21 protein-coding genes and 1 tRNA gene are annotated in these 24773 nt (G+C 33.3%); 9 read left to right on the forward strand and 13 right to left on the reverse strand.

The window, feature by feature from the left end; genetic code table 11:
* The first annotated feature begins 3 nt into the window (after positions 1 to 3).
* The 6 genes from trpS (at position 4) to JYK00_RS01210 (ending at position 6830) form a co-directional block, all read left to right on the forward strand.
* Positions 4 to 999: a tryptophan--tRNA ligase gene (gene trpS, locus JYK00_RS01185; RefSeq protein WP_207566905.1), complete on the forward strand. Its 996-nt coding sequence runs from the start codon at positions 4 to 6 to the stop codon at positions 997 to 999.
* 76 nt (positions 1000 to 1075) lie between these two features.
* Complete coding sequence (locus tag JYK00_RS01190) at positions 1076 to 1876, forward strand: mechanosensitive ion channel family protein (protein WP_207566906.1); 801 nt, start codon at positions 1076 to 1078, stop codon at positions 1874 to 1876.
* Between the two features lie 31 nt (positions 1877 to 1907).
* Positions 1908 to 3902, forward strand: coding sequence for a methyl-accepting chemotaxis protein (locus JYK00_RS01195; protein WP_207566907.1), 1995 nt, complete (start codon positions 1908 to 1910; stop codon positions 3900 to 3902).
* Between the two features lie 742 nt (positions 3903 to 4644).
* On the forward strand, positions 4645 to 5550 hold the full coding sequence (locus JYK00_RS01200) for a transposase (RefSeq protein ID WP_207566908.1): 906 nt from the start codon (positions 4645 to 4647) through the stop codon (positions 5548 to 5550).
* A gap of 158 nt (positions 5551 to 5708) precedes the next feature.
* Positions 5709 to 6605, forward strand: a complete 897-nt coding sequence (locus JYK00_RS01205) for a transposase (RefSeq protein ID WP_207566909.1) — start codon at positions 5709 to 5711, stop codon at positions 6603 to 6605.
* A gap of 151 nt (positions 6606 to 6756) precedes the next feature.
* Positions 6757 to 6830: transfer RNA gene (locus JYK00_RS01210), tRNA-Gln, on the forward strand.
* A gap of 32 nt (positions 6831 to 6862) precedes the next feature.
* Here JYK00_RS01210 and JYK00_RS01215 read toward each other — a convergent pair.
* The 10 genes from JYK00_RS01215 to flgM are packed head-to-tail and all read right to left on the reverse strand — an operon-like array spanning position 6863 to position 18627.
* Positions 6863 to 8083, reverse strand: a complete 1221-nt coding sequence (locus JYK00_RS01215) for an HD-GYP domain-containing protein (RefSeq protein WP_207566910.1) — start codon at positions 8081 to 8083, stop codon at positions 6863 to 6865.
* 4 nt (positions 8084 to 8087) lie between these two features.
* A complete protein-coding gene (locus JYK00_RS01220) occupies positions 8088 to 10184 on the reverse strand; it encodes a FecR family protein (RefSeq protein WP_207566911.1) in 2097 nt (698 codons plus the stop codon).
* Entirely contained in the window at positions 10181 to 10810 is a 630-nt protein-coding gene (locus tag JYK00_RS01225) for a DUF3307 domain-containing protein (protein WP_207566912.1), read from the reverse strand. Before JYK00_RS01225 ends, JYK00_RS01220 begins: the two co-directional genes overlap by 4 nt.
* A complete protein-coding gene (locus JYK00_RS01230) occupies positions 10807 to 11793 on the reverse strand; it encodes an HD-GYP domain-containing protein (RefSeq protein WP_207566913.1) in 987 nt (328 codons plus the stop codon). Before JYK00_RS01230 ends, JYK00_RS01225 begins: the two co-directional genes overlap by 4 nt.
* Positions 11786 to 13723 (reverse strand): CHASE2 domain-containing protein, encoded by a 1938-nt coding sequence (locus JYK00_RS01235; RefSeq protein ID WP_207566914.1) that lies wholly within the window; start codon positions 13721 to 13723, stop codon positions 11786 to 11788. Before JYK00_RS01235 ends, JYK00_RS01230 begins: the two co-directional genes overlap by 8 nt.
* 55 nt (positions 13724 to 13778) lie before the next feature.
* Positions 13779 to 14429: a tRNA1(Val) (adenine(37)-N6)-methyltransferase gene (locus JYK00_RS01240; protein WP_207566915.1), complete on the reverse strand. Its 651-nt coding sequence runs from the start codon at positions 14427 to 14429 to the stop codon at positions 13779 to 13781.
* Entirely contained in the window at positions 14426 to 15313 is an 888-nt protein-coding gene (flgL, locus tag JYK00_RS01245) for a flagellar hook-associated protein FlgL (RefSeq protein ID WP_207566916.1), read from the reverse strand. Before flgL ends, JYK00_RS01240 begins: the two co-directional genes overlap by 4 nt.
* Positions 15314 to 15331: 18 nt before the next feature.
* On the reverse strand, positions 15332 to 17875 hold the full coding sequence (gene flgK, locus JYK00_RS01250) for a flagellar hook-associated protein FlgK (protein ID WP_207566917.1): 2544 nt from the start codon (positions 17873 to 17875) through the stop codon (positions 15332 to 15334).
* 12 nt (positions 17876 to 17887) lie between these two features.
* Positions 17888 to 18331, reverse strand: coding sequence for a hypothetical protein (locus JYK00_RS01255; protein ID WP_207566918.1), 444 nt, complete (start codon positions 18329 to 18331; stop codon positions 17888 to 17890).
* Positions 18332 to 18369: 38 nt separating this feature from the next.
* Positions 18370 to 18627 carry a flagellar biosynthesis anti-sigma factor FlgM gene (gene flgM, locus JYK00_RS01260; RefSeq protein WP_207566919.1) on the reverse strand — a complete coding sequence of 86 codons (258 nt, stop codon included), beginning with the start codon at positions 18625 to 18627 and terminating at the stop codon, positions 18370 to 18372.
* 508 nt (positions 18628 to 19135) lie between these two features.
* On the opposite strand from flgM, the gene JYK00_RS01265 reads away from it, so the two are divergent.
* The gene (locus JYK00_RS01265) at positions 19136 to 19768 is read left to right on the forward strand and encodes a queuosine precursor transporter (protein ID WP_207566920.1); all 633 of its coding nucleotides are present in this window, start codon (positions 19136 to 19138) and stop codon (positions 19766 to 19768) included.
* Between the two features lie 404 nt (positions 19769 to 20172).
* On the opposite strand, the gene JYK00_RS01270 is transcribed toward JYK00_RS01265, so the two are convergent.
* Genes JYK00_RS01270 through JYK00_RS01280 form a run of 3 tightly spaced genes read right to left on the reverse strand, consistent with a single transcriptional unit; the run spans position 20173 to position 21902 of the window.
* Entirely contained in the window at positions 20173 to 21078 is a 906-nt protein-coding gene (locus JYK00_RS01270; RefSeq protein ID WP_207566908.1) for a transposase, read from the reverse strand.
* A gap of 36 nt (positions 21079 to 21114) precedes the next feature.
* Positions 21115 to 21399, reverse strand: a complete 285-nt coding sequence (locus JYK00_RS01275; RefSeq protein ID WP_207566921.1) for a hypothetical protein — start codon at positions 21397 to 21399, stop codon at positions 21115 to 21117.
* Positions 21393 to 21902 carry a hypothetical protein gene (locus tag JYK00_RS01280; protein WP_207566922.1) on the reverse strand — a complete coding sequence of 170 codons (510 nt, stop codon included), beginning with the start codon at positions 21900 to 21902 and terminating at the stop codon, positions 21393 to 21395. The genes JYK00_RS01275 and JYK00_RS01280 overlap by 7 nt, the downstream gene beginning before the upstream one ends.
* A 1069-nt stretch (positions 21903 to 22971) precedes the next feature.
* Here JYK00_RS01280 and JYK00_RS01285 point away from each other — a divergent pair.
* On the forward strand, positions 22972 to 23202 hold the full coding sequence (locus JYK00_RS01285) for a 6TM ABC transporter family protein (protein ID WP_207566923.1): 231 nt from the start codon (positions 22972 to 22974) through the stop codon (positions 23200 to 23202).
* 24 nt (positions 23203 to 23226) lie between these two features.
* Positions 23227 to 24471: an ATP-binding cassette domain-containing protein gene (locus tag JYK00_RS01290; protein ID WP_207566924.1), complete on the forward strand. Its 1245-nt coding sequence runs from the start codon at positions 23227 to 23229 to the stop codon at positions 24469 to 24471.
* Positions 24472 to 24773: the final 302 nt, after the last annotated feature.

A 24773-nucleotide genomic window follows, 5' to 3' on the forward strand; every position in this document is an offset into this window, starting at 1 on the left:
AATTTGCGAATACTAAGCGGCATGCGACCTACAGGAAAACTTCATATAGGACACCTTTTTGGTGCATTAAATTCCTGGATAAAGCTTCAGGAAGAGGGCAACGAATGTTTTTATTTTATTGCAGATTGGCATGCACTTACCACGCACTATAACGATACAGAAGAGATAACAAAAAATTCTTTTGAAATTGCAAAAAGCTATATCGCAGCTGGAATTAACCCCGAAAAATCCATAATTTTTATACAATCAGAAATAAAAGAGCACGCCGAACTTACTTTGCTTTTCTCCATGTTCGTGTCCGTGTCTCGCCTTGAGAGAGTTCCCACGTACAAAGAATTAAAGCAACAACTGAGTGATAAAGATTTATCAAATGCGGGTTTTTTGATTTATCCTATATTACAAGCTGCAGATATTTTAATTTACAGAGCTGACGGGGTACCAGTTGGAGAAGATCAGGTATATCATATAGAACTGACCCGAGAAATTGCCAGAAAATTCAATTATTTATATGAAAATGTGTTTCCTGAACCAGAACCAATACTATCAAAAATCACAAAATTGTTAGGGGTCGACGGAAGAAAAATGAGCAAAAGTTATGGAAACATAGTGCCGTTAATTGCCACTAAAGAAGAACTGAGAAAAAAGATAATGCCAATGATAACTGATCCAGCAAGAAAAAGGCGCACTGACCCTGGAACACCTGAAAAATGCCCTGTCTGGGATTATCATAAGGCTTTTGGAATAACAAAAGAAGATGCCCAATGGGTAAAAAATGGTTGTACAACAGCCTCTATTGGTTGTGTTGACTGTAAAAAACTCCTACTAAAAAATATGTTATCAACTCTTGAACCAATCTGGGAACGATACGATAAGTTAACCAATGAGTACGTAAAAGATGTTATTTGCGAGGGAAATAAACGTGCAAAAGAAGAAGCACAAAAAACTATGGAATTAGTGAGAAATGCAATGAAATTAGATTATACAAAATATTTAAAATAAAATAACTGAAATATCGCATCGTTTTGTGATAAAATATAAATACAAATTAAATAGGATGGTTAATTGGGGGCAAACCATGGGGGAGTGGCTTTTAAATAACTGGGATAAAATTTTCTGGAGTTTTATAACAATCATTATTTCTCTTTTTATATACAAATACATATTAAAAGTTCTCAAAAAAACTTTAGAAACTTTTGGAAAAGATTTAAGAGCACCAAAAACTGTTCAATTTTTCATAGGTATTATCATAGCAGTTTTTGCCATTTTTGCACTCCTGAGTATATGGAACGTAGACCTTCTCCCTTACATAACCGGACTTGGAATATCAAGTATTGTCGTTGGGCTTGCTCTTCAAGAGCCTTTAGCGAATTTTGTTTCGGGAATACTTGTTATTACAACGCGAAAATTGTTTGAAGGAGAAGTTGTAGATGTAAATGGTATAGTAGGTTCTGTTCAGGAAATAAAAATGAATCATTCGTTAATAAAAACATTCGATGGAAAACTTATTTACGTTCCCAATAGAGCTGTCTGGAACGGAATAGTAACAAAGTTCTGGCCAGGTCCAATAAGACGAATTACTATGGAAATAGGTGTCTCTTATGATTGTAATCTTGAAAAAGTAGTAAAAATTCTCCAACAAGCTCTTGATGAAGAACCTCTTGTTGTAAAAAACAATACAGTTAGTAATTTCGTGGCTTTCAAAAGGTTTGGTTCAAGCTCAATAGATTTTACTGTTTATTTCTGGGTGGAAAGAGCCAATTATTTTGATGCTGTTAACTCTCTTGCCTTTCGAATAAAAAATCTCTTCGATAAAGAAAACATAGAAATACCGTACACACAAATAGATCTTCACATAAAAAATGAAAAATATCTTTAAAAAATTCCGTATCTTATGAGGAGGTGAAAAAATGTTCAAAAACTTAAGTGTAAGAGCAAAACTATGGTTGCTGGTTCTTGTTGCCTCTGTTATACCTTTGTCAATAGTCTCATACATTTCAATATACAACTCATTTAAGATAGGTAGAGATTTAGGTGAACAGGCTCTTGTATCTATTGTAGAAAGTGGAACACAGGGTTTTGAAAGCTTTTTAATGGGATACACTCACCTTGTAAAATTTCTATCCACAGATGCCAATGTAGTTGGTGTATTTGAAAATAAGTATGGAGAAGATGTATGGATGTTAAAAACTTTCCAGAACGCAAAAGAGCAGTACAAAGAAGCTCTGTATGTATACATTGGTTTAGAAGATGGTAGATTTTATATATACCCAAAAGTTGATCTTCCCGAAGGATATGATCCAAGAATAAGACCATGGTATAAAAAAGCCATGGAAAATAAGGGAAAGGTGATAATTACAGAACCATATATCGATGCTGCGTCTGAAAATATAGTGATGACAGTTGCAAAAACGGTGACTTCGAACGGGAAAGTTGTTGGAGTTGTTGCAATAGATTTTAACGCAGCTGATCTTGCAAATACATTACTTTCAGCTAAATTCGGAGACGAGGGTTATAGCTATCTTCTTTCAGAAAATGGAGTGACATTGTTACACGTTGATACAGAAAAAATAGGAAAAAGCGTAGCCGAAGCTGACTGGTTTAAAAAAATCTCAAATAGCAGCAGCAAAATAGGAACAATTTCTTATAAACTTGATGATGGCAAAACAAGAATTGCCGCTTTTTCAAAACTCAGCAATAACTGGATTTTTGTTTCAGTAGCCACAAAAGCGGCGGTAAATGAAAGGGCTACAAAAATTATGATAGTACTGCTCAGCGTTTCATTAGCTGTTATAATCCTGGCATTTCTCTTTGGAACATCTTTGAGCTCTGGTATTGTAAAACCTATAAAGAAAGTTATGATAGCTGTTGAAAATCTTGGAAAAGGTGATTTAACAACAAGAGTTGACTGGAACTCAAAAGATGAGCTGGGAAAAATGGCAAAAGCTTTAAACAACGCTGTTGAAAATCTTTCAGAACTTATAGGTGAAGTGGGAAGCGGAATGGATAGGCTGAAAAACACTTCTGAAAGTCTGAACAATGTGGCTGAAAAACAGGTTGAAGAGGTTAAAGCATTTGTTAGCAACATAGAAGAAATAAATTATGAAGTTCAAAACACTTCATCCGCCATTGAACAAACTTCAAGTGGCGTTGAAGAAGTGGCCGCAAGTGCACAGAATGTATCTAAAACCTCTCAAAATCTAACAGATAAAGCTTCTCAGGTTGCAAGTGCCGCGCAGGAGAGTGAAAAAGCTATTGATACCATAGTAAAAACAATTGAAAACATGAAAGAACGTTCAACCACCATGGCAAACAAAGTGGAAGAACTGTCATCCAACGCCAAAAATATAGGGGAAATAGTTGAAACAATTTCAAGCATAGCAGAGCAAACGAATCTTTTAGCGTTAAATGCCGCGATTGAAGCGGCAAGAGCTGGAGAAGCTGGAAGAGGCTTTGCCGTTGTAGCAGATGAAATTAGGAAATTAGCAGAAGAAAGTAAAACTGCTACTGAAAATATAACAAACATATTAAAAAGCATTCAAGAAGGTGCAGAATCAGTAAGAAAAGAAACCGATAGTATGGTTGACATCGTCAATGAAGCAAGTCAGGAAACAAGAGGCATAGCGAAAAATTTAAGAGGAATTCTTGGGGAAATAACCAACATATCTGAATTAATTGAAAATCTTGCAGCAGTTGCCCAGGAACAAAGCGCCGCAGCAGAAGAAATGGCAAGCGCAATGGATGTTGCAAGCAAAAATATTATGAACATTTCCGATAAAATGGGAGTAGTAGTTTCAGGAGTAAAACAACAGGAAGAAATAGCAAAACAAGTAAGCAACGCAGGAGAAGAACTCTCTGAAGTAGCTAACAAATTGTATGAAAGAGTAAACAAGTTCAAAATATAATAGCAAATCTATCTCTGTTTTAACCAACCGTTTGGCTTTTGCCAAACGGTTGGTTTTATTTATCAAAAATTAACCCTCGCAAGATCCTTTATCACTATGTTCATCAAGACAAACCTTGCCGATTATAAGATTCATCGCCTTCACGCTCCTCGGAATGACATTTTCTTTTTTTGTCATCCTGAGCGTAGCGAAGGATCTTGTTTTTTACCAACCTCGCTAACTCTCACTGTTTTTTGTCATTCCGAACGAATGTGAGGAATCTTATTCTTTTACCAATCTCGCCAACCTTCGCTAAATACAAGATTCCTCAATGACACCTTTTTCATGTCATCCCAAAAAACAAAAAATGGACTGCCCCCCGAAAGTGAAACAAATAAAAAAAGACTTATTTAACCCGGCTTCTATACTCTATAGGAGTCAGGCTATTTAAATTGGCACTAATAAAGTTTTTATTGTACAACCTGTATGTGGCATATATTTTTCTTTTTACAAAGCTATGTATTGATATTACGAATTTTATAGAAATTCATATAAAAATATACAAATTTTATATAATTCCATGTAAAATTAGATAAAATTAGATAAAATTAGATAAAATTACATAAATTCACATGAATTTACGTATTTCAAGCTTATTTTTATTCAATTTTTGAAACAGAGCCCAATTCTCTGGGTCTGTTTCAAAAATAGGAAGGAAAAGGTATAGAAAAAAAGCAAGGGAGATGTTATAATCTCCCTTGCTATGAGAAGAAGAAACATAAAGAAGATATTCAAACTTATCCAAAAATTCTACAAAAATATTTTACCACAACTTCCCCAAAAATCTACCAATAGGGGGAGGCCTAGGAAATATTCAGATGTATTAATACTTTCATTAGCAGTTCTTAAAGAACTGTTGGGACTTTCATTCAGAGAGACATTAGAAATAGGTACAATGTACTTTAACAAAGTTCCATCACTCAGGGACTTTCATTACAGGGTTCTTCAGTTAGAAGAGATTATAAAACATCTTATAAACTTCATACACGACACACTCCAGTGTGAGATAGAGAGTATTATAGTAGACGGTACAGGAATAGGGTTTAAGAAACATACTACCTTGAACTGGATGAGAGGCACATATGTAAGACAGATAAAGAACCACGTTAGATGTGAAGTAGTGTTAACAAAAGGAAAATACAAACTTTTTCAGTATGTGGAAGTGGGAAAAGCTTATTCAAGTGAAATAAAACTTCTAAAAAAACTATTGAAAAAGATAGAACTCAAGGGAAAGAAATTCATAGCAGACAAGTTGTACGATGTTAAATGGTTGAGGGAGTATCTGAAAAAAAGAGGAATAAAAGAGGTAATAAAAATAAGAAAAAGAGCAATAGGCAGGAAAGAAGTAGATTATGAAGAATACAAAGAAAGGAACGAAATAGAAGGACTATTTGGAAACATAAAAACAAAGCTTGGGGGATATGTATACGCCTACAGAGAGGACATGGCAAGGATACAGGCACTAATAAAGTTTTTATTGTACAACCTGTATGTGGCATATATTTTTCTTTTTACAAAGCTATGTATTGATATTACAAATTTTATAGAAATTCATATAAAAATATACAAATTTTATATAATTCCATGTAAAATTAGAAAAAACGCATAAATTCACATGAAATTCATAAAAAAATTGTATATTTCAAGTTCATTTTTCTTATTCTTATACGATTTTTGAAACAGGGCCCCAATTCTCTGGGTCTGTTTCAAAAATAGGAAGGAAAGGTATAGAAAAAAAGCAAGGGAGATGTTATAATCTCCCTTGCTATGAGAAGAAGAAACATAAAGAAGATATTCAAACTTATCCAAAAATTCTACAAAAATATTTTACCACAACTTCCCCAAAAATCTACCAATAGGGGGAGGCCTAGGAAATATTCAGATGTATTAATACTTTCATTAGCAGTTCTTAAAGAACTGTTGGGACTTTCATTCAGAGAGACATTAGAAATAGGTACAATGTACTTTAACAAAGTTCCATCACTCAGGGACTTTCATTACAGGGTTCTTCAATTAGAAGAGATTATAAAACATCTTATAAACTTCATACACGACACACTCCAGTGTGAGATAGAGAGTATTATAGTAGACGGTACAGGAATAGGGTTTAAGAAACATACTACCTTGAACTGGATGAGAGGCACATATGTAAGACAGATAAAGAACCACGTTAGATGTGAAGTAGTGTTAACAAAAGGAAAATACAAACTTTTTCAGTATGTGGAAGTGGGAAAAGCTTATTCAAGTGAAATAAAACTTCTAAAAAAACTATTGAAAAAGATAGAACTCAAGGGAAAGAAATTCATAGCAGACAAGTTGTACGATGTTAAATGGTTGAGGGAGTATCTGAAAAAAAGAGGAATAAAAGAGGTAATAAAAATAAGAAAAAGAGCAATAGGCAGGAAAGAAGTAGATTATGAAGAATACAAAGAAAGGAACGAAATAGAAGGACTATTTGGAAACATAAAAACAAAGCTTGGGGGATATGTATACGCCTACAGAGAGGACATGGCAAGGATACAGGCACTAATAAAGTTTTTATTGTACAACCTGTATGTGGCATATATTTTTCTTTTTACACAGTTGTGGAATGATATTACAAATTTCATAGAAAATCATATAAAAATATACAAATTTTATATAATTCCATGTAAAATTAGATAAAATTAGATAAAATTACATAAATTCACATGAAATTCATAAAAAAATTGTATATTTCAAGTTCATTTTTCTTATTCTTATACGATTTTTGAAACAGGGCCCCAATTCTCTTGATTTTTCTATTTAGTTGTGATAAAATACGATACGGACACTATGGGAGGTCGTCTAATGGCAGGACTGCGGACTCTGGATCCGCCAGTGGTGGTTCGAATCCACCCCTCCCAGCCAGGATAATAAAGAGGCCCTTGGAGGGCCTCTTTTTATTTAAGCGCTTTTTTCAGGGCAGATACAACTTTTTTGTCTAACTTTCCTTTTTCTGAGTCTTCGAATAAGATTTTTAAAATTTTTTCTTTAGGCCATGGCTCTTTATATGGTCTTTTTGTTGCAAGTGCGTCGTATATATCAGCAACTCCTATTATTCTTCCGTATAAAGATATTTCGCCGTTGCTCTTTCCGTTAGGATAACCTGAACCATCTAATTTTTCATGGTGTTCCAGGGCACCTGATATTATCTCTTTTGTGGTGTACTTAATTTTTGAGATAATTTCTGCTCCAATAGTTGTATGTGACTGTATGACTTTAAACTCTTCTTTAGTTAGCTTCCCGGATTTGAGTAAAATATCATCGGGAACTCCAATTTTCCCCACATCATGTAATATAGCTGAGATTTCAAGTTTTTCCAGATCATTCTCAGATAAACCTAAAACCTGACCAATTTTCAAAGAATAGTCTGCAACGTTTTTTGAATGATCATGAGTATATTTATCACGTTTATCTATTGCCGTAGTTATTGCTAAAATTATGTTTTTAAATAATCTGCTCATTCTTTCGTACTCCCAGGTGCTAAGGAGTTTTTTTCCAATTAATCCTGCAAAGATTTCTATAACTTCAGCATCTTCTTTGCTAAAACCCATATCCTTATTGAGGACCTCGATTACACCTACCTTTTTTTCTCCAGCCCATATAGGAGCACCTACTATATTTTTTGTGATAAACTTTGCTGCTTTGTCTACACCTTTGAAATGTTTCTTTTCTGACTCTAAATCATTGAAAATCATGACTTTTCCTTCAAGAAATATTGTGCCTGCAATAGATTCCATTGGCACAGGTATACTTTCTATTTTTCCACTCGCTTCTCCCACAGTAACCATAAATTCCAGATGATCTTCTTTGAATAATAAAATGGAGGCTGCTTCTGCTTTAACCAATGAGCAAATGTTTGATTGTATAGCTTTCAGCAAACTCGACAGCCTTATTTTGCTGTTTAATTGCGCAGCAACAAAAGGAACTTTTTCTTTTGGTGTTAAAACTTTTAGATGTTCTTTTTTTGCTTCTGGAAGTACAATGTTTAAAATATTGATATTTACATCTGGAAATAGAAGGTAAAATTTTACATCTTCTATATTTACTACATATTCAGACGCTCTTCCAACTAACTTTTGAGAATGTTCATATCCTTCTATCCAGAAAGGAGCGTACAAAAATTCACCTCCAGATGTCGGCGCCAATTATTACACCTTTTTGCCATTCAGTTCCAGTCCACTCAAAAATTATTCCGCCTGTCAGGTTCTCCCCAAGAAGTGGGTAGGTTATTTTTACAGTACATATGGTATCCGGACTTAAAAATTCTCCAAATGGTGTTTCATCGTAATAATATGCTGTAATAAACAAACCACTGAATGCACCTATTTGAGGTACAATTGCTCTTGCTTCACCTTCAAGTGTTGGACTGGATTCGGAAGAAAGTAATCCGCTCAAGTAAAATCTTCCAGCTGCGTATGACGTTTCAAAGTCAAATCCTACTAAGTAGCCTGCTCCTCCAGGATTGTCCATTCCCTGTAATGTGTTGTTAAGCTTATTTGTGCTGTAATTTCTGTTGAATATGTATGGAACAAAGCCATCCATTGTATAGTAAACACCAGCGGTTACGTTGGCAACCCATAACTTTCCATATAAACCTGCGAATCCTCCAAATGTTGTTAACTCTTCTCCCGTTTCTACAGAAACCTCAACTCCGAGTCTAAAATCACCAAAAACAGGTTTCCTGAGCGAGAGAATAGCGGCAAGTTCTACAGGGGTTGCAGAATTTAATGTGTAAACATTGCTTGCTTCCATGTCGTAGACTACTCCAAGTCCAAGCTCTGTTTCTCCAATTAAAGGAAGAGCAAAATTCAATACTACTTCTCCAAAATATACACTATCTGATTGTACAAACTCTAATGGATAGATTTTTGTTAATTCGTATGGCACATGTACATAAAAGTTAATTTCTCCTAAGCTTAACTGAAGATCAAATGCCCTGGCAGTAGGTTTGTAATAATCTCTCATTGTAAAGCCCATTCCCAGAGACATTGGTGCCATGTTGCCATATCTAAATGCCATAGGTCCTATATTTAGTCCTATTGAGTTTAACGTGAAAGCGTTTATTATGTTAGTACTTGGTGTGCTGGATGGTTGACCAAAGTATAATTCTCCACCAACTTCTGTAGCATACGCCGTGAATCCTATACCAAGACTTACCGGTCCAATGTTAAATTCAGGAGCAATTGAGTATACAAAATAGTTTTGACCATCCTTGTTTACAGGTCCTATGGACATAGGTGGTATTGCTGCAACTGGTTGTGCTGGAGCCTGAGGTTGAGTAACTTTTTCAGGGATTTCTTCAGGTTTCTTTTCAGGTTCTTCAACAGGTGGTTTTTCTACTTCAGGTTTTGTTTTTATGAATTTTTCTTCAGGAACTTCCACAGGCGCTGGTGGAGCGAAAACAGGTCCTATGCTATATCCAGCGGGAACTGGTAGAATTTTTCCATCTGCAAAGTAAGCAAAAACTTTTCCTTCATATGTCATTATTTTTGCCTCTCCTTCCCGGTTAACCACGGCAAATCTTGTACCTCTAACACCTGCTGTGACACTTCCCGTTTTAATTTCGAACTTTGATCCAGAGACGAGAAATTTTTCGACTACGTTGTATGTATCGCCTTTTTTGAGTTCTATAGAGATTGCAACTTTTCCATTAGCAAATTTGAGTTCTTTAAATAAGACCTGTGAATTTTCAAGGATTTTTGATATACTGCCATCTGGAAATTGTATCTCCACGTAAGAATTTTGCATGGTTAATAGTTCATCGCCTTCTGAAAGTATTGTATCCATGGTAAGAGCTTCCCATATATCTGAGTTTGCTTTTTTAAATGCTACAGTTCCTGAAAAATCTTTAATTTTAGCCGTTGCTGTTTCAAGTTCTTCTTCCTGTGGTTTTACAAAGTACAGTGTAACTTTGAAGATTTCTTCTGCGTATGAAAAACTAATTGTCTCTGAACCTTCAACCAATGGTGCCAGATATTTTACATTTGCTTCACCATCAACGTTTATCCCCTCGAATATAATCTCTGGATTTTCAAATCCACCGACGTTGAAGTCTACGTTTACGTTTCCAGCAATCGGATTTCCAGAATCATCAGAAAGAGTTATTTTAATGTTGACTTCAGAACCAATGTACACCTGCGTTGCATCAGGAATTACTGATAACCCGGCAAAAACTGTAAAGCTCAATAGCATGAGGAAAAATACCATGCTCTTTTTCATAACATCACCTCCAGTAATATTACTGTGAAAATTGCTGACAAAGTCCAGGATAAAACCTGATGTTTTTTAAATGTGTAAATAGCTAACACACCTGACACTATTATATATATTCCATAAGATAAACCACCAAATACGTAAAACAACGGGGCAATGGCTCTGAAGAAATACCCATACAAATCTCTTTTATAAATACCTCCCCCGTTCAGGAAGTGGGTAAATATACCAAGAAGATACGCGTTAAATATAGCAACGGAAATAACCGCTGCAATTTTGTCTGGAATGAAAAAGTTACTTTGTTTAAATACGGGAAGTACTATTAATAAGCTTAGAACATGTAAACTCTGATCGAAAATATAATAGTATGTTGTCCTGGAGAATTTTTTACGTCTAAAATAAAACTTAAATAAATCAATGAAAAGATGCATGAGTGCAACCAAAGACACAGCTATTAAAGTTTTTCTATTGAAATCCAATCCTAATATTACAACGAGTTGGCTTAGAAATATTATTCCTATATGAATTATCAAAACATTTAATCTTTTTGATTTGCCTCTTGCTATCCAGCTATTCTGAAAAACGTAATCTCCTACAAGATGCCCGAGAAAAAGGTGAATAAATTTGCTCATAACGATTTTTTCATCTCCTCTAATATGGTGTCAGAAAATTTTCCTTTTAATTTTTCGATTTCTTTTTTCAAATCTTTTTCAGGATAATTAGCCAATTCATCAACAAGTCCTACTATCTGGGCTATTAGCGGAACTTTTTTAACCTTTTTAGGTCCGCTTCCGTCTATTCGCTCATGATGAAATAATACAGCATCTAAAATCTCACCAGGAATTCCTTCTATTTTGTTTAATATTTCATATCCAAAGTCTACATGTTTTTCAACAAGTTTTTGTTCCTCTTCTGTTAGTGTTTGCTTTTTGAAAACTTTATCGGGTACTCCTATTTTACCTATATCGTATACCTGAGCACATAGTCTCATTAATTCTTTATCAAAACCAAATTTTTCGCCTAATTTTATGATATTGTTTTCAATAAATTTTCTCTTTTCATTTTCAATTTCAACTCTTCTTCCAAGGGCTTCTGCAAGAGCAGACATAGTACTTTTTAAAAGTTCTGATATTCTATGCCTTATTATTAATCCTTCCAGAATAGAGACTATAGTATCAGAAATTGTTAGAAAATTTAAAACAAATTTTGTATTTAAATTACCATAAATTTTCAATTTTCCCAGTACTCCAGATGAACTACTTTTTATAGGAAAGTTCATGCAATTATCTTTTATTTCAAAGTTATCTTCCTTCTCTTCATATTCTACATTAAAAATGCCATATTTTTGCCAGCATTTTTGAGCATTGTGTAAAAACTCTTCAAGGTTTTCAACATTTACTATGGTAGTAACACTTTCTAAAGCAAATTCTGGATCAAAAACTCCCAATTCTGAAGCAAGAAGGTTAACGACATAACCTGGCGGAATCTGATCATAAATTTTTATATGAAACTTTTCATCTTTTAGTTCTAAAATAAGAGAATTTCCAGCTTTTCCAGAACCATTTATGGTAATACTGTAACCCTGGTCAAATATATGATTTAGTATCTTAAACATTATTTTTTTTAACTCCTTTCAACTCATAAAGTTTTAAAGGTTTACTTTTTCCTTTAACGGAAAATTCACCAAGATATTTAAATTCAAAATTTTTAGTGTTTTTTACTATAACATCTGAAACTATTATGTCAGCATCCAGCTCCCTTGTGAGATGTTCCATCCGGGAACAGGTATTTATTGTATCTCCTATGGATGTATAGTCCATTCTAAACGGTGCTCCTATGTTTCCTACAACTGCTGGACCAAAATGTATTCCAATGCCACTATCAAGGTTGATTCCCATTTCTTCATTGAAGCGGTTAAGTTCCTTTCTCATATCAAGAGCACATTTTAAGGCCCTTTCAATATCATTTTCATACGAAACAGGTGCACCGAATATAGCCATAATAGCATCACCTACAAACTTGTCGATAGTTCCGCCGTATTTATTTCTTATAACCTCACTCATACGTGTTAAGTATCCATTCAGGATTTTTACAACTTCTTCAGCAGACTTTTTTTCTGATAGGGATGTGAATCCCTTCACATCTGAAAACAGTACCACTATTTCTCGATTTTCTCCGCCAAGTTCTAATTTTCCTTTTTTCACAAGATAATCTGCTACAGTGTCAGGTACATATCTGTACAAATATTCTTTCATTTTCTTTTTTTCTCTACTTTCGCGTAAAAGATTCATACTTAATCCTACAGTACTCAATGTTACAGAAGAAAAAATGGAATAAAAAACGTCCATATAATATTGATTCAAAAAAAGATAGTATCCCAGAAGTAAAATAGCAGGTACTATTAAAAAAGCCAGGATGTTCCATCTAATTTTCTTTTTCATGAGAAATATATCAACTAAAATTAACGAACCAATTAAAATTATTATTCTTATCCACATGGGAGCTCTTATGAGGGTATCTCCGCTGATCATGTTTTGAATAGCTGTGGCGTGTATATAGACTCCTGGTGTATTGTTTGAAAAGGGAGTTATTCTCAAATCGTACAGACCTTTGGCAGTTGCAGTGTATCCAATCAAAACGATTTTATTTTTAAAGATTTCATTTGGGAAGTTTCCAGTCTCAACGTCGTAGAAAGGAATCTCTTTAAAAACTCTATCTCCATAATAAAATAATCTAAATAATCCATTTGAATCAAATCTAATTTTTCTTTTATCTAAATCAACCGTTTTAGTTTTGAAATCTACAGTTAAACTTTCTAAATTTTTTCCAAAATATAAAGCGGCAGCCATTACATCCATATGGGGTAAAAATCCAGATGTTAGTCCAACTTCCTGAGCCCATACTTCTTTTATAAAAAGTGGCAGGCTTCTAACGACACCATCTATATCTATTTCACCTATTTCATATGTAGCAGAAGGAACAACTGCGGATAATTTGGATATCGGTGGTCTTACTTTATATATACTAATTGGTGTTATTAGCCGCAAATTTCTGAAATTTTTCATTTTGTATGTATAATTTAAATAAGAAGTATTGTTTAAGAGTTTCTCTTTAATTTTTTCGTTATACCTTTCATATGTTTCTTTGTCATTTATAAGATATGTTCCAAGTATAACATTTTTATATCTTAACAGAATACTTGCAAAATATGTGTCATACTTTGGATTTACTTCATCATTTTCGGTAAAGGAAACATCAAAGACAACAGCTTTTGCCCCTGCTTCAAATAGCTTTTTTACGACTTTTCCATAATGATATCTGGACCAGGGCCATACATCTCCTTCTGCTTCTAACGATGTTAGCGAGTACTCATCAATTCCAACTATTAAAACGTCAGCGTTAATTTCGATATTTCCCCTCATTCTATACATTAAATCCATGATTTTTAATTCAAAAAACTCAATCCATGGAAGTTGTAAAAAATACACCAATATATACCCTGCTATTAAGGCAATAGAGAGAATATAAATTATTTTCGATTTCAAGGTTTTGCACCTTCTTAATAAATTTCTTTTATCAAATTATACCATATACTGCATTTCACAGAAAAACAGGTTGGTCTATTTCAAGGTGTGCTCCCCCATTTTTTCTTCCCCGGATTAAGACGAGTTCTGCTTTCTTGCCATAAGCAATACACATTTGTTGAGGGATGAGTTTAAACTTTTGAAGTGTTTGAAAATAATCAGGCAAACGGTATGGAGCGATTATGGTGACAAATGTTCCTCTGTTTCTTAAAAGATAACTTGCCGTTTCCACAAAGTTTTTGAGAGTTTCTTTATTAGCTGTTCTGGCAGTTTTTCTTAAATAATTGTTGCTTGCTGGACCTAAATGATATGGGGGATTAAAAATCACCATATCAAATTGTTCTGGCAACATTCTTTTTTTAATATTTTTAACGTCTTCATTTAAAAAATTGATATTGTTTAGTCTGTTCATTTTTATTCCTGCATTTGCTGCTTCAACAAGTTCTTTTTCTTTTTCTATCCCTGTAACTTTTAAGTTGTACAATATTTTCAATCCAAATGTTACAAATCCTGTGCCACTTCCAAGTTCTACTACATTTTTTACATCACTTGTTGGTTTTGAATACCATAACAAAAGAACCGACGCATGTGTCGGTTTATGTCCAGGAAAGTCTATAACTTTTATATTGCGTCCTAAATTTTTATCAAAAGGTGGTAGCTTTATCATCTAACAAAATCCACCAGCGTTTTTTGTAAAACCTGAGCAGCTGATTTCAAAGCAGCTTGAAGTACAGATTGTTCCATAGATAGATCAGTAAGAACCTTTGTCAAGTCCGCATCCTGTTCTTTTGAAAGGTATTCAGTTAAAAATGTATTAACATCGGTGATTCTTTTATTAACTAATTCCAGGGTTCTCGATGTTGCACCTACTCGTGCAAAATGTTCCATTACTGAGTTTTCCAGAGTTATAACTTCCTTTAACGTGATGTTTGACAGCTTTTGTTCGTTCCCTTCCCTTAAAGCTTTTATAGCATCATCTAATACAGTAAATGCACTTTTTCCTGTCTTTAATTTAAACACATCGTGTACTGTTAAACCATATTCTAATTTATATCCCATTACATTTACTTTTCTTTTTACATCTGCAGAAATTGGTGTTTGAATTTCACCTTCTTTTACAGGTTGCAAATCTGATCTTGCACCACCGAAAATGTACTCGTCACCAAGTTTTGTGTTTGCAATTTCTTCAAGATGTTCTTTTAATTTTTCAAGTTCTTGAGCAATACTTTCCCGCTCTGCCACATCATTTGTCCCGTTAGCACCTCTTACAATTAGTTCGCGAATTCTTTGATACACAGATGAAAGTTCCTGGAGTGTAGTATCATATATATTTACAAAGCTTTGAACGTGTTCTACATTCCTTTTGTACTGTTTTAGTTCTCTCATTCTACTTGAGATGTTTGAGGCTCTTGTTGCAACAACAGCATCATCGCTTGGATATTGAACCTCTTTTCCGGAAGACAACTTATCATGAAGCTTTCCTATTCTGTACAGACTATGCTGAATATTAAACAATGTACGTTCATTTATCATTCCATTGGTGATTCTCATAATCTATCTACCTCCCAACTATCTTCCCACAACTCCTAGTCTATCAATAACTCTTCCTATCATTTCATCCACCGCAGTCATTACTCTTGCTGAGGCGTTGAACGCGTGCTGAAATTTAATCATATTAGCCATTTCTTCGTCAAGAGATACACCTTTAACTCTTTCGCGCTCACCGTTTATTTCTTTCATTAGAATATCTGTATTATCTTTCATTTTAGTCGCTGTTTCACCTTCAACGCCCATCTCGGCTACTATTCCTCCTAAAAATTCCGCAAAACTTTCTTTTCCACTTCCAAGAATTTTATCATTGCGCATTTGAGATAAAATTTCCATAATAGTTGTATTTGCCTGGCCTGTTGGAGAAAAGACTTTAGCATCCCATGTGGTGTTTGGCTCTACCTTTCCAAAATCTACAGCAACTGTTTCAGGATTAGCTTTTACTGTTGAGTTCACAGAAAATTTTTCTACAAATCTATAAGGTTCATTAGGTAAAATTTCATCTACGAATAAGGTGTCAGCTTTTGCATATTTTTCTCTTTGTTCTTCAGGAGATTGGAAAGGGTCAAGAAACACATATCCATCGTCCCAATCATTTGTTGGGTCGCTATCCGGATCAATGAACCCCATTGCTGCAAAGAACGCTTCAGGTCCCTTTATCACTTTGCCTATTTTGAAATTCATTGATTCTGTTCCCCTGATTACAAGCTTGTTGTGTGGTGTTAAATCAAAGAGGATACCCGTTCCTACGTCGTTTAATTGTTTGACAAGATCTTTCAATGTAAGTTGGGTGGGGTCTATTTCTATTTCAGTTGCACCTATGGTAATTTTAAATGTATCGGAACGTCCAAGAATATTTTCTAAAGTTTCTTTATTTGTATCCAGAGCTTTATATGTTTCTGTGTGTAAGTTTACCTGGGTAAATAATCCATCAGAATCTTGAAAAGAAATTTCTTTGTAATTAAAATTGTTTTTTGATGTGGGAATAATCAATAATTTTCCGCCATGAACAAAAGCATTTACATCAGAGCCAAAATTGGTGTTTATGTCATTTGCAAGGTCATTTATCGTGTAACTGTCTGTTACATTAACATTTATAGTGTTTCCATTTATACCAATAGTGTACGTTCCAGTTTGGGGATTAAAATCGTTAGCATTTATCACAAAAATGTCTACATCTTTTGTATCAAATCCCATTGTTTCAAACATGTTTCCGTTAAAGTCAAGTGCCAACGTATTTCTAAGGTTATCACTACTTGTCATTTTTAGAAGGTACTCCCCGTTTCCATGTGTCTCAATGCTATATGAAAACCACGCACCTGGATCTGCGGACACATAATTGATAAAGTCCTGCACGGTATCTCCAGCGTTAACATTTATGGCTATAGTCTGACTGTTTCCATCAAAAAAGACTATGGAGCCTTCATCAATAAATGTTTTTGTTGAAATATCTGCTACTTTTGCTCTATTGCTCATTCCAACTATATTATTTATTGGTCCTGATTCTACACGTTTTGAGCCCGCTAATCTAAATAGAACAGCGTTGTTTATGTCATCTGCTTCTGGTTCTGTGAAAAATCTAAGGCCGGTAACACTTCCGTCTGAATTGAACCCATCACGGTGGATTAAATTAAACTTATCTGATAAATAAAGTGCAAATTCATCAAGACGGTTCATATACTTAACAATAGTTTTGTCTCTTAAGTCTAAGATGGCTCTTAGTCTTCCATTGTAAATATCTACTTTTGAATTTCCTACAAATATTTCTTTAAATCCTTTTCCATAAGGTCTATCGAGGACCCTAAGTTTGTTTACATCGCTGCCAGTTAAAACTATCTGATCACCTATCCTTAAATTAATTTGCCCGGACGCATCTTTTGTGTAAGAAATATCTGCAAGTTTCGAAATCTCATCAAGAATTCTGTCTCTTTCATCCAATAAGTCATTTGGGGTAGTCCTCAGTGCCACTGACAACCTTACTTTTGAGTTTATATCAGATAATCTTTCCAGCATTGCATTTATTTGCTTAACTCTTTGCTCTATTTCATTGTCAAGGTCCTCTCTTAATTGTTCAAGTCGGTTGTACAAATCTTTTATGTTTTGAACAAATTCTTCTGCACGACTTACAAGTTCTCTTTTTGCTGCACTGTTGGTTGGATCTGTTATAATTTCTTCCATTCCAGACCACAAAGAATCAAAAAGATATCTCAACCCAGAATCTCCAGGTTCGGCAAAAAGTTGTTCAACGAAATGAAGATTTGAAGTTACTGCGTCCCAGTAATTATATTTATTGTTTACCTGTCGATATTGAATATCAAGAAATTCATCACGAATTCTTTTTATATCTTTAACCTGTGAGCCTGTTCCTATTTGAAGTGGAAGAGATGGTTGAGTAAGCGTTGACACTGGAATAGGAGGCATTGTCTTAATTATTGGAGCCTGGCGCGAAAAACCTGGAGTATTGGCATTAGCAATATTATGCGCCACTACGTTCATTGCAAGTTTACTTGTATATATACCTAATAATCCCGTGTTTAAAGCTCCATATAGATTAATATCTGGCACACTATCACTTCCTCAGGTAGTTTTATTTAGAACAGAAGAATTTTTTGCAGAATAGCCACTTTTTGAATAGTTAGTTTTTGTGCCCTCCCATCCCCTGTACGCCATTTTTAGAAACTCGAAATAGCGATTTTCAAAATCAAGCATTTCCTTAAAACTTTCCATTGTAATAGTTAACGCGTTCAATTTTTCAATAAGGTGACTCAATTTTAAAAACGCTTCTTCGTCTTTTTCACTTTCAATAAATTCCTTTACAGAATTAAAACCATGTTTCTTAGCACGCTCTATAATTTCTTCTTCCAATTTTTCAAATTCCAGAGATGCTTCTTCTACCTTTACAACGTAGAAAGAAAGCTTATCAATTTCTCTTTCAATAAGCGCTCTCTGTGCTCCTTTAAAAGATTCGATGATATTATCAACTGCCTTAACCTGTTTATCCAGAACCTCTCCTATTCCCATGTTTTCACCCTCTATATGTAATGTAAACTAAAATATTTTTATTTGTACTCCCTCACGATAGCCTCTGCTATTTTCTCTGGATTAATTTCAAAAGTACCACTTTCAATAGCCTCTTTTAACTTTTGTACCAACTCTGTTCTAATTTCAGGAAATTCTTTTGCAGCCTTTAAAAGCTGAACAATTCTTTTAGATTCATTGAATTCTACAGAATCATTCTTTCCCTTTTTTATTTTTTCTGCATTAAGGCGTTTAATTCCTTGAATTTGTCCAAATCCATTTATACCTTTTATTTCCATCAAAGCCACCTCCCATGTATATTATCGGAAATAATAGATAACAAATTAGGAAATCTTTCGTAAATGCAAGAGCTGGTCTCTCTCTAATATCATAGCGAGGTTGGCGAGAGTTGGCCTTCCACCCATGTCATTCCGAGGAGCGAGAAGGCGAGGAATCTTATAACTGGCGAGGTTAGCGAGAGTTAGCGAGGTTGGTAAAAAGAATAAGATCCTTCGTCACTTCGTTCCTCAGGATGACATCCTCCTCGTTACTTTATTCCTTGGGATAACATCCCCTTCATATATGATCGGAATGACACCCTTTCTTTATCATTTCGACAAAAATAGAGAGGAGAAATCCTTCTGATATATTTACTACATCAAGAATTACATCCGTTTCTGGTTAATCTGTTACAAACATGATGTTTAACATTTTATCATCAAAAAGTATACATAATTTTCCTTGAAAAAATGTTACAAACCGCTATAATTAATCTCTGGCGCAAAATAAAGGAAGGAGGTCAACCAGTTGAACAAGGCAAGTGAAAAACTCATAACCCTTTCAGGACTTTTTGTATCAGTTATTGTTGTTTCTAATATTATCGCAGGAAAGCTAATAAACATAGGACCTTTTGTAATTACACTATCTGTTTTAATTTATCCATTAAGTTTTGCACTTTCAACTATCATTTTTGAAATTTTTGGTGAAAGAATCGCAAAAAAAGTTATTTACACAGGATTTCTTGCTTCATTAATACTTGCTATCGTTTCTTATATAACGATTTTATATCCTCCATCACCTATATTTGAAAATAATGATGCTTATTTAACTGTTTTCAACGCAACCCCACGTATTATCCTTGCAAGTTTTCTGGCATATTATTTTGCCCAAATTGTAAATTTATGGGCATTTAGTTTCTCAAAAACAGTTTTCAGAACAGAAAACATTTATTTCAGAAACATAATCTCTATGTTCTTAACACAGTTCGTTGATTCACTTATTTTTGTACTGGTCTCTTTTTATGGGGTATATGAATGGAAAGAAGTAGTAAATATGATACTTTCACAATATATAATAAAGCTAATCTTCTCAGCACTTAACAGCCCCATTATATCGTTAAGTGTAAAAAGGTTGAAAAGAGATTTAGTATTAGAACAATAAGGAACTAATTATTTCTTTTTACGCTATTTCCTGAATAAAATCCTTAGATACAAAAGAAACAGCATGGAACGCTCTTATGTCATTTGAAGAAAAATATCCATTTTTTCATTCTGTCGTTCTGAGGTGTGAAGCATGACAAATCGATTATTGTCATTCTGAGGAGCTGTGCGACGAAGAATCTTAAGATCTTTCGTCGCTAATGCACGTCAGGATGACATTCTCTTTCTTATTTCAATCTTTAGGGTGACATATCTTTCACTTCACCCAGGATAACGTTTTTCTTTTTAGCATTCCGAGGAATAAAAGGTTCTGTCAAGAAATTACTAGGGTCTGTTTCAAAAATCGTATAAGAATAAGAAAAATGAACTTGAAATATACAATTTTTTTATGAATTTCATGTGAATTTATGCGTTTTTTCTAATTTTACATGGAATTATATAAAATTTGTATATTTTTATATGAATTTCTATAAAATTTGTAATATCAATACATAGCTTTGTAAAAAGAAAAATATATGCCACATACAGGTTGTACAATAAAAACTTTATTAGTGCCTGTATCCTTGCCATGTCCTCTCTGTAGGCGTATACATATCCCCCAAGCTTTGTTTTTATGTTTCCAAATAGTCCTTCTATTTCGTTCCTTTCTTTGTATTCTTCATAATCTACTTCTTTCCTGCCTATTGCTCTTTTTCTTATTTTTATTACCTCTTTTATTCCTCTTTTTTTCAGATACTCCCTCAACCATTTAACATCGTACAACTTGTCTGCTATGAATTTCTTTCCCTTGAGTTCTATCTTTTTCAATAGTTTTTTTAGAAGTTTTATTTCACTTGAATAAGCTTTTCCCACTTCCACATACTGAAAAAGTTTGTATTTTCCTTTTGTTAACACTACTTCACATCTAACGTGGTTCTTTATCTGTCTTACATATGTGCCTCTCATCCAGTTCAAGGTAGTATGTTTCTTAAACCCTATTCCTGTACCGTCTACTATAATACTCTCTATCTCACACTGGAGTGTGTCGTGTATGAAGTTTATAAGATGTTTTATAATCTCTTCTAATTGAAGAACCCTGTAATGAAAGTCCCTGAGTGATGGAACTTTGTTAAAGTACATTGTACCTATTTCTAATGTCTCTCTGAATGAAAGTCCCAACAGTTCTTTAAGAACTGCTAATGAAAGTATTAATACATCTGAATATTTCCTAGGCCTCCCCCTATTGGTAGATTTTTGGGGAAGTTGTGGTAAAATATTTTTGTAGAATTTTTGGATAAGTTTGAATATCTTCTTTATGTTTCTTCTTCTCATAGCAAGGGAGATTATAACATCTCCCTTGCTTTTTTTCTATACCTTTTCCTTCCTATTTTTGAAACAGACCCTAGTAATACTTGCTGCTCCACTACCAACTCCCACTATAAATTTACCTGCCAGTGTAGAAGGAGAACCTCCTGCTACGGCTATGATACCAGCTAGTCCAATTTGAAATAACGAACTTTGCACCACTTTCCTATCAGCCTGCCAGGATTTTGTATTAATCTCATCTATTTTTCCTGCAATTTCTTTGTTGTAATATCCATCGTGTATTCTCCCAGTTCCATCGTTCGCTGTTAGCGCATACGCTCTCACCATACCCTAACACCTCCATACGTATTTTTTATGATTTCAATACTTTCGGACCATACTTTTTCCCCACAACTATAGAGTTCCAGATATTTCTCTCCTCTTATCCTCTCACCATCAAATTTCAAATAAAACACCATCTCTCCGCTTTTTTCAATCAAACCAAACACCCTTATCAATACCTCATCATCGTCTTTTCCTTTCAGCACCATAACAAAGGAGCGAAAAGTTTCTGGTACAAGTTTAATGTTAAATTTGATTTTTACTCCTACTTCTGTGTTCATTGACGAAACATAAAAAGTTTTAAATATGTTTCTCTCCCCTTCATCCGTTATTTGGAAACTAAGGATCTTCACCTTCTGTTTTAACTTGGTGAACGGATCACATACGAACTTTTCCCTGAGCTTTATAATTTTATGTTCTCCAAGTTGTACAGGTAAATATACGTTGTACTCAGGTAAGTCAACAACATAACATGATTTAAGCTCTGTGAAATCTGTACTTTCACACATAAATCTGAGGTTTTAATCCCAAAACAATACAGACACGTTTTTCAAAACATTATTCATAAATTTTTATCCTCACTTTCAGAGTTGTATTTGCAAAAAAACATCAAAAATGTTAAGAAATATTGTTATACAAAATATATTGTGTAATTCAAATAATATTGTATAATTCAATTATATGTTCGAGCAATTTTCAGAAACCGTCATTTCACCGTTTTTTTTCTTTTTTAATAGAAATTATTCAGAAAATTTTTTGTATTTCAAAAAAACAATTTTTTATTATATTTTCCAGAATTCATTAACATTTTTTATAACATTTTTTATATCAATAAAACTCACATACAAGCGACATCGCTAATATTCAAAACGATTAATAAAAGCAACATCAAAATATCAGTCAGTTAATCCGATTCAAAAAGTATACTAACATCAAAAATAATGTTTATATAATAATGATGTTTTTAATTTATAATATTTCAAATATTAATATCATTAAAATTTCGGTAGTGTAAAAAACACAAAAGAAAAAGCCTTGAATTCTGTAAAAATAAAAATAACAACAATTAAAAAAGAAAGACTTTAGAGGAGTAAAACTTGCAATTTTAGATTGGCATCTTGATATGACTATCTGTCTTCCAGAATTTTATGAAGATTACCTCTATTTTCCTCGCTATCTTTTGGATATAATCTTTTTATAGTTAAAAAATTATTATAATATTTTTGTAAATTATATAAAACAAAAAGCAGTGCTATCTTAATATTAATATTTACTATATATGATTGTTAATTAATATTTATATTTAAAAATGCACGTTATAACCTTTATATAATTATTCACGGCAGCACATAACGTGCGCCAAGAAAGATAAAGAAAGATAAAGAAAGATAAAGACCAATAAACGTGATAGATTTTGTTTGACATCATATAAACATATTTTTATAATGATATTGTAATATATATTTCGCATAATTGGCTGTAAAAATAAAAGACATACAACCAAAAATAATTTTTTTAAAGTAATGCAAAATTTTTCATACAGCCGACTATGAAGATTAAAAAAAGGAGGCATTTTTTATGAAATTATGCTGGGAACTTTTAAAAACAAAGAGATTTGAGTTTGTCTTACTCCTCATCTTTTCAAGTATTTTAAGTTTTTTTGAAGGATTAATTCAACCACTAATAGTAAAGTGGTTATTTGATGAGGCTGTATTGAAATTAAACTTTCAGAGATTTGTATTTTTAAGCATAGTTTACCTTGGACTCGGACTGATTTTTGTATTTTTGTTTTACATAAACAGCCTCTGAAAAAAAAGATACGAGAACAAAGTTGTGTTAAATCTTGAATCTGAACTTTTAAAAAAGACTTTTAATCACGACTTAAAAGAATTTACCAGAAAAGGGGCAGGATATTTCATAAATTCTATTCACAAAGATGTTAATGAAAGTGTTGTCCCAATGATTAGAATGACGATAAACATAGTTTCAATGATTGTATCAGAAGTAGCTTTATTGCTTGCTATGTTTTTTATTTCCTGGAGAGCTTCTTTAGTACTATTTATCATTATTCCACCTTTAATGTATTTTTCAAATATTATAAGTCAAAAGGTCAGAAAAAAAACCTCGCTTGAAAGAGAAAAAGAAGGAATTTATACAAGTTTTCTTACAAGTGCACTTAAAGCTTTCAAAGTTATGAGAACTTTCAATCGGATATTTGACCTTGCGATCTTAAAACATAGAAAAACTTTAGAAGAGTATTTAGACAGCAGCTTTGAAAGCTTCAAAGCTGTTAAATCCAGTCAAATGTTAGGTGATGTTATTCGAAATACAGCGGATACTCTTTCACTTATAGTATCTGGATATTTTGTTTTGATTGGAAAATTGAGCTTTGGTGGATTTGTAGCAATAATAAACACGTTCTGGAGAGCAGTTTCATCTCTTTTTGGAATTGTTCAGGCCATTCCAGAGCTTCACAGATATTCTCAGATACTTGAAAGAATAAAAGGTTTGTTAAACACCAAACAAAAAGAATATTTTACTCTGGATAATAAAGTTGCTTTAAAAGACGTTAAACTCTCTTTCAACGGAAACAAAGTAATTAATATAGATAATTTAGAAATAACCCCAAGAAGTAAAGTATTAATCTTCGGAGAAAATGGAACTGGAAAAACAACTCTTTTAAACATATTATCTGGATATTTATCACCAGATAGTGGAAAAATATTAAGACCAAAAAATGTTGTATCAATAACCATGCCAATTGAACTTCCAGAAATCCCCATAAATGAACTTATAAAAGATGAAGAATTAATTAAAAGACTTGGTTTAGAGAACTTAAAAGAAAAACTACCTTCCAGTCTTTCAGCGGGTGAAAAACAGAGAGTAGCCATCGGTATTGCTCTTGAAAACAATGCAGATGTGTATATATTTGATGTACCACTTGCAAATATAGATGAACAAAGTAAAGAAAAGATAATAAAGTTGATATTTGAAAAATTAACTTCTAAAACGTTAATAATGGTACTTCATGGGGAGAAAGAACTTCATAGTTTGTTTGACAAAAAAATTAAGTTGTAAAATGGAACAAACTGATTTAAGAAAACGCTAAGAAAAAACTGGTAAAAATATTCTTCAGAAATTCATATATTTTTCAGGGGGAACTGTTTTTTACTATCCCCCTTTCTTTGTTTTCTTTTTAATTGTAAATTCAAAAAGAAATAAAAGACACTACTGTTTGCATTGACAGGTTTGTAAGCGCTTTCATTATTCCTGTGGTTTTTAACAATCAACCTGTTCTCTTAATAAATAAAATATTAAGCAAATTGAAAAATTTCTTGATTATTATTATTTAATTACGCATAATTCTTCTTAGTCTTTTA

This window comes from Thermosipho ferrireducens (assembly GCF_017358165.1).
In the GTDB taxonomy this organism is placed as follows: Bacteria; Thermotogota; Thermotogae; order Thermotogales; family Fervidobacteriaceae; genus Thermosipho_B; species Thermosipho_B ferrireducens.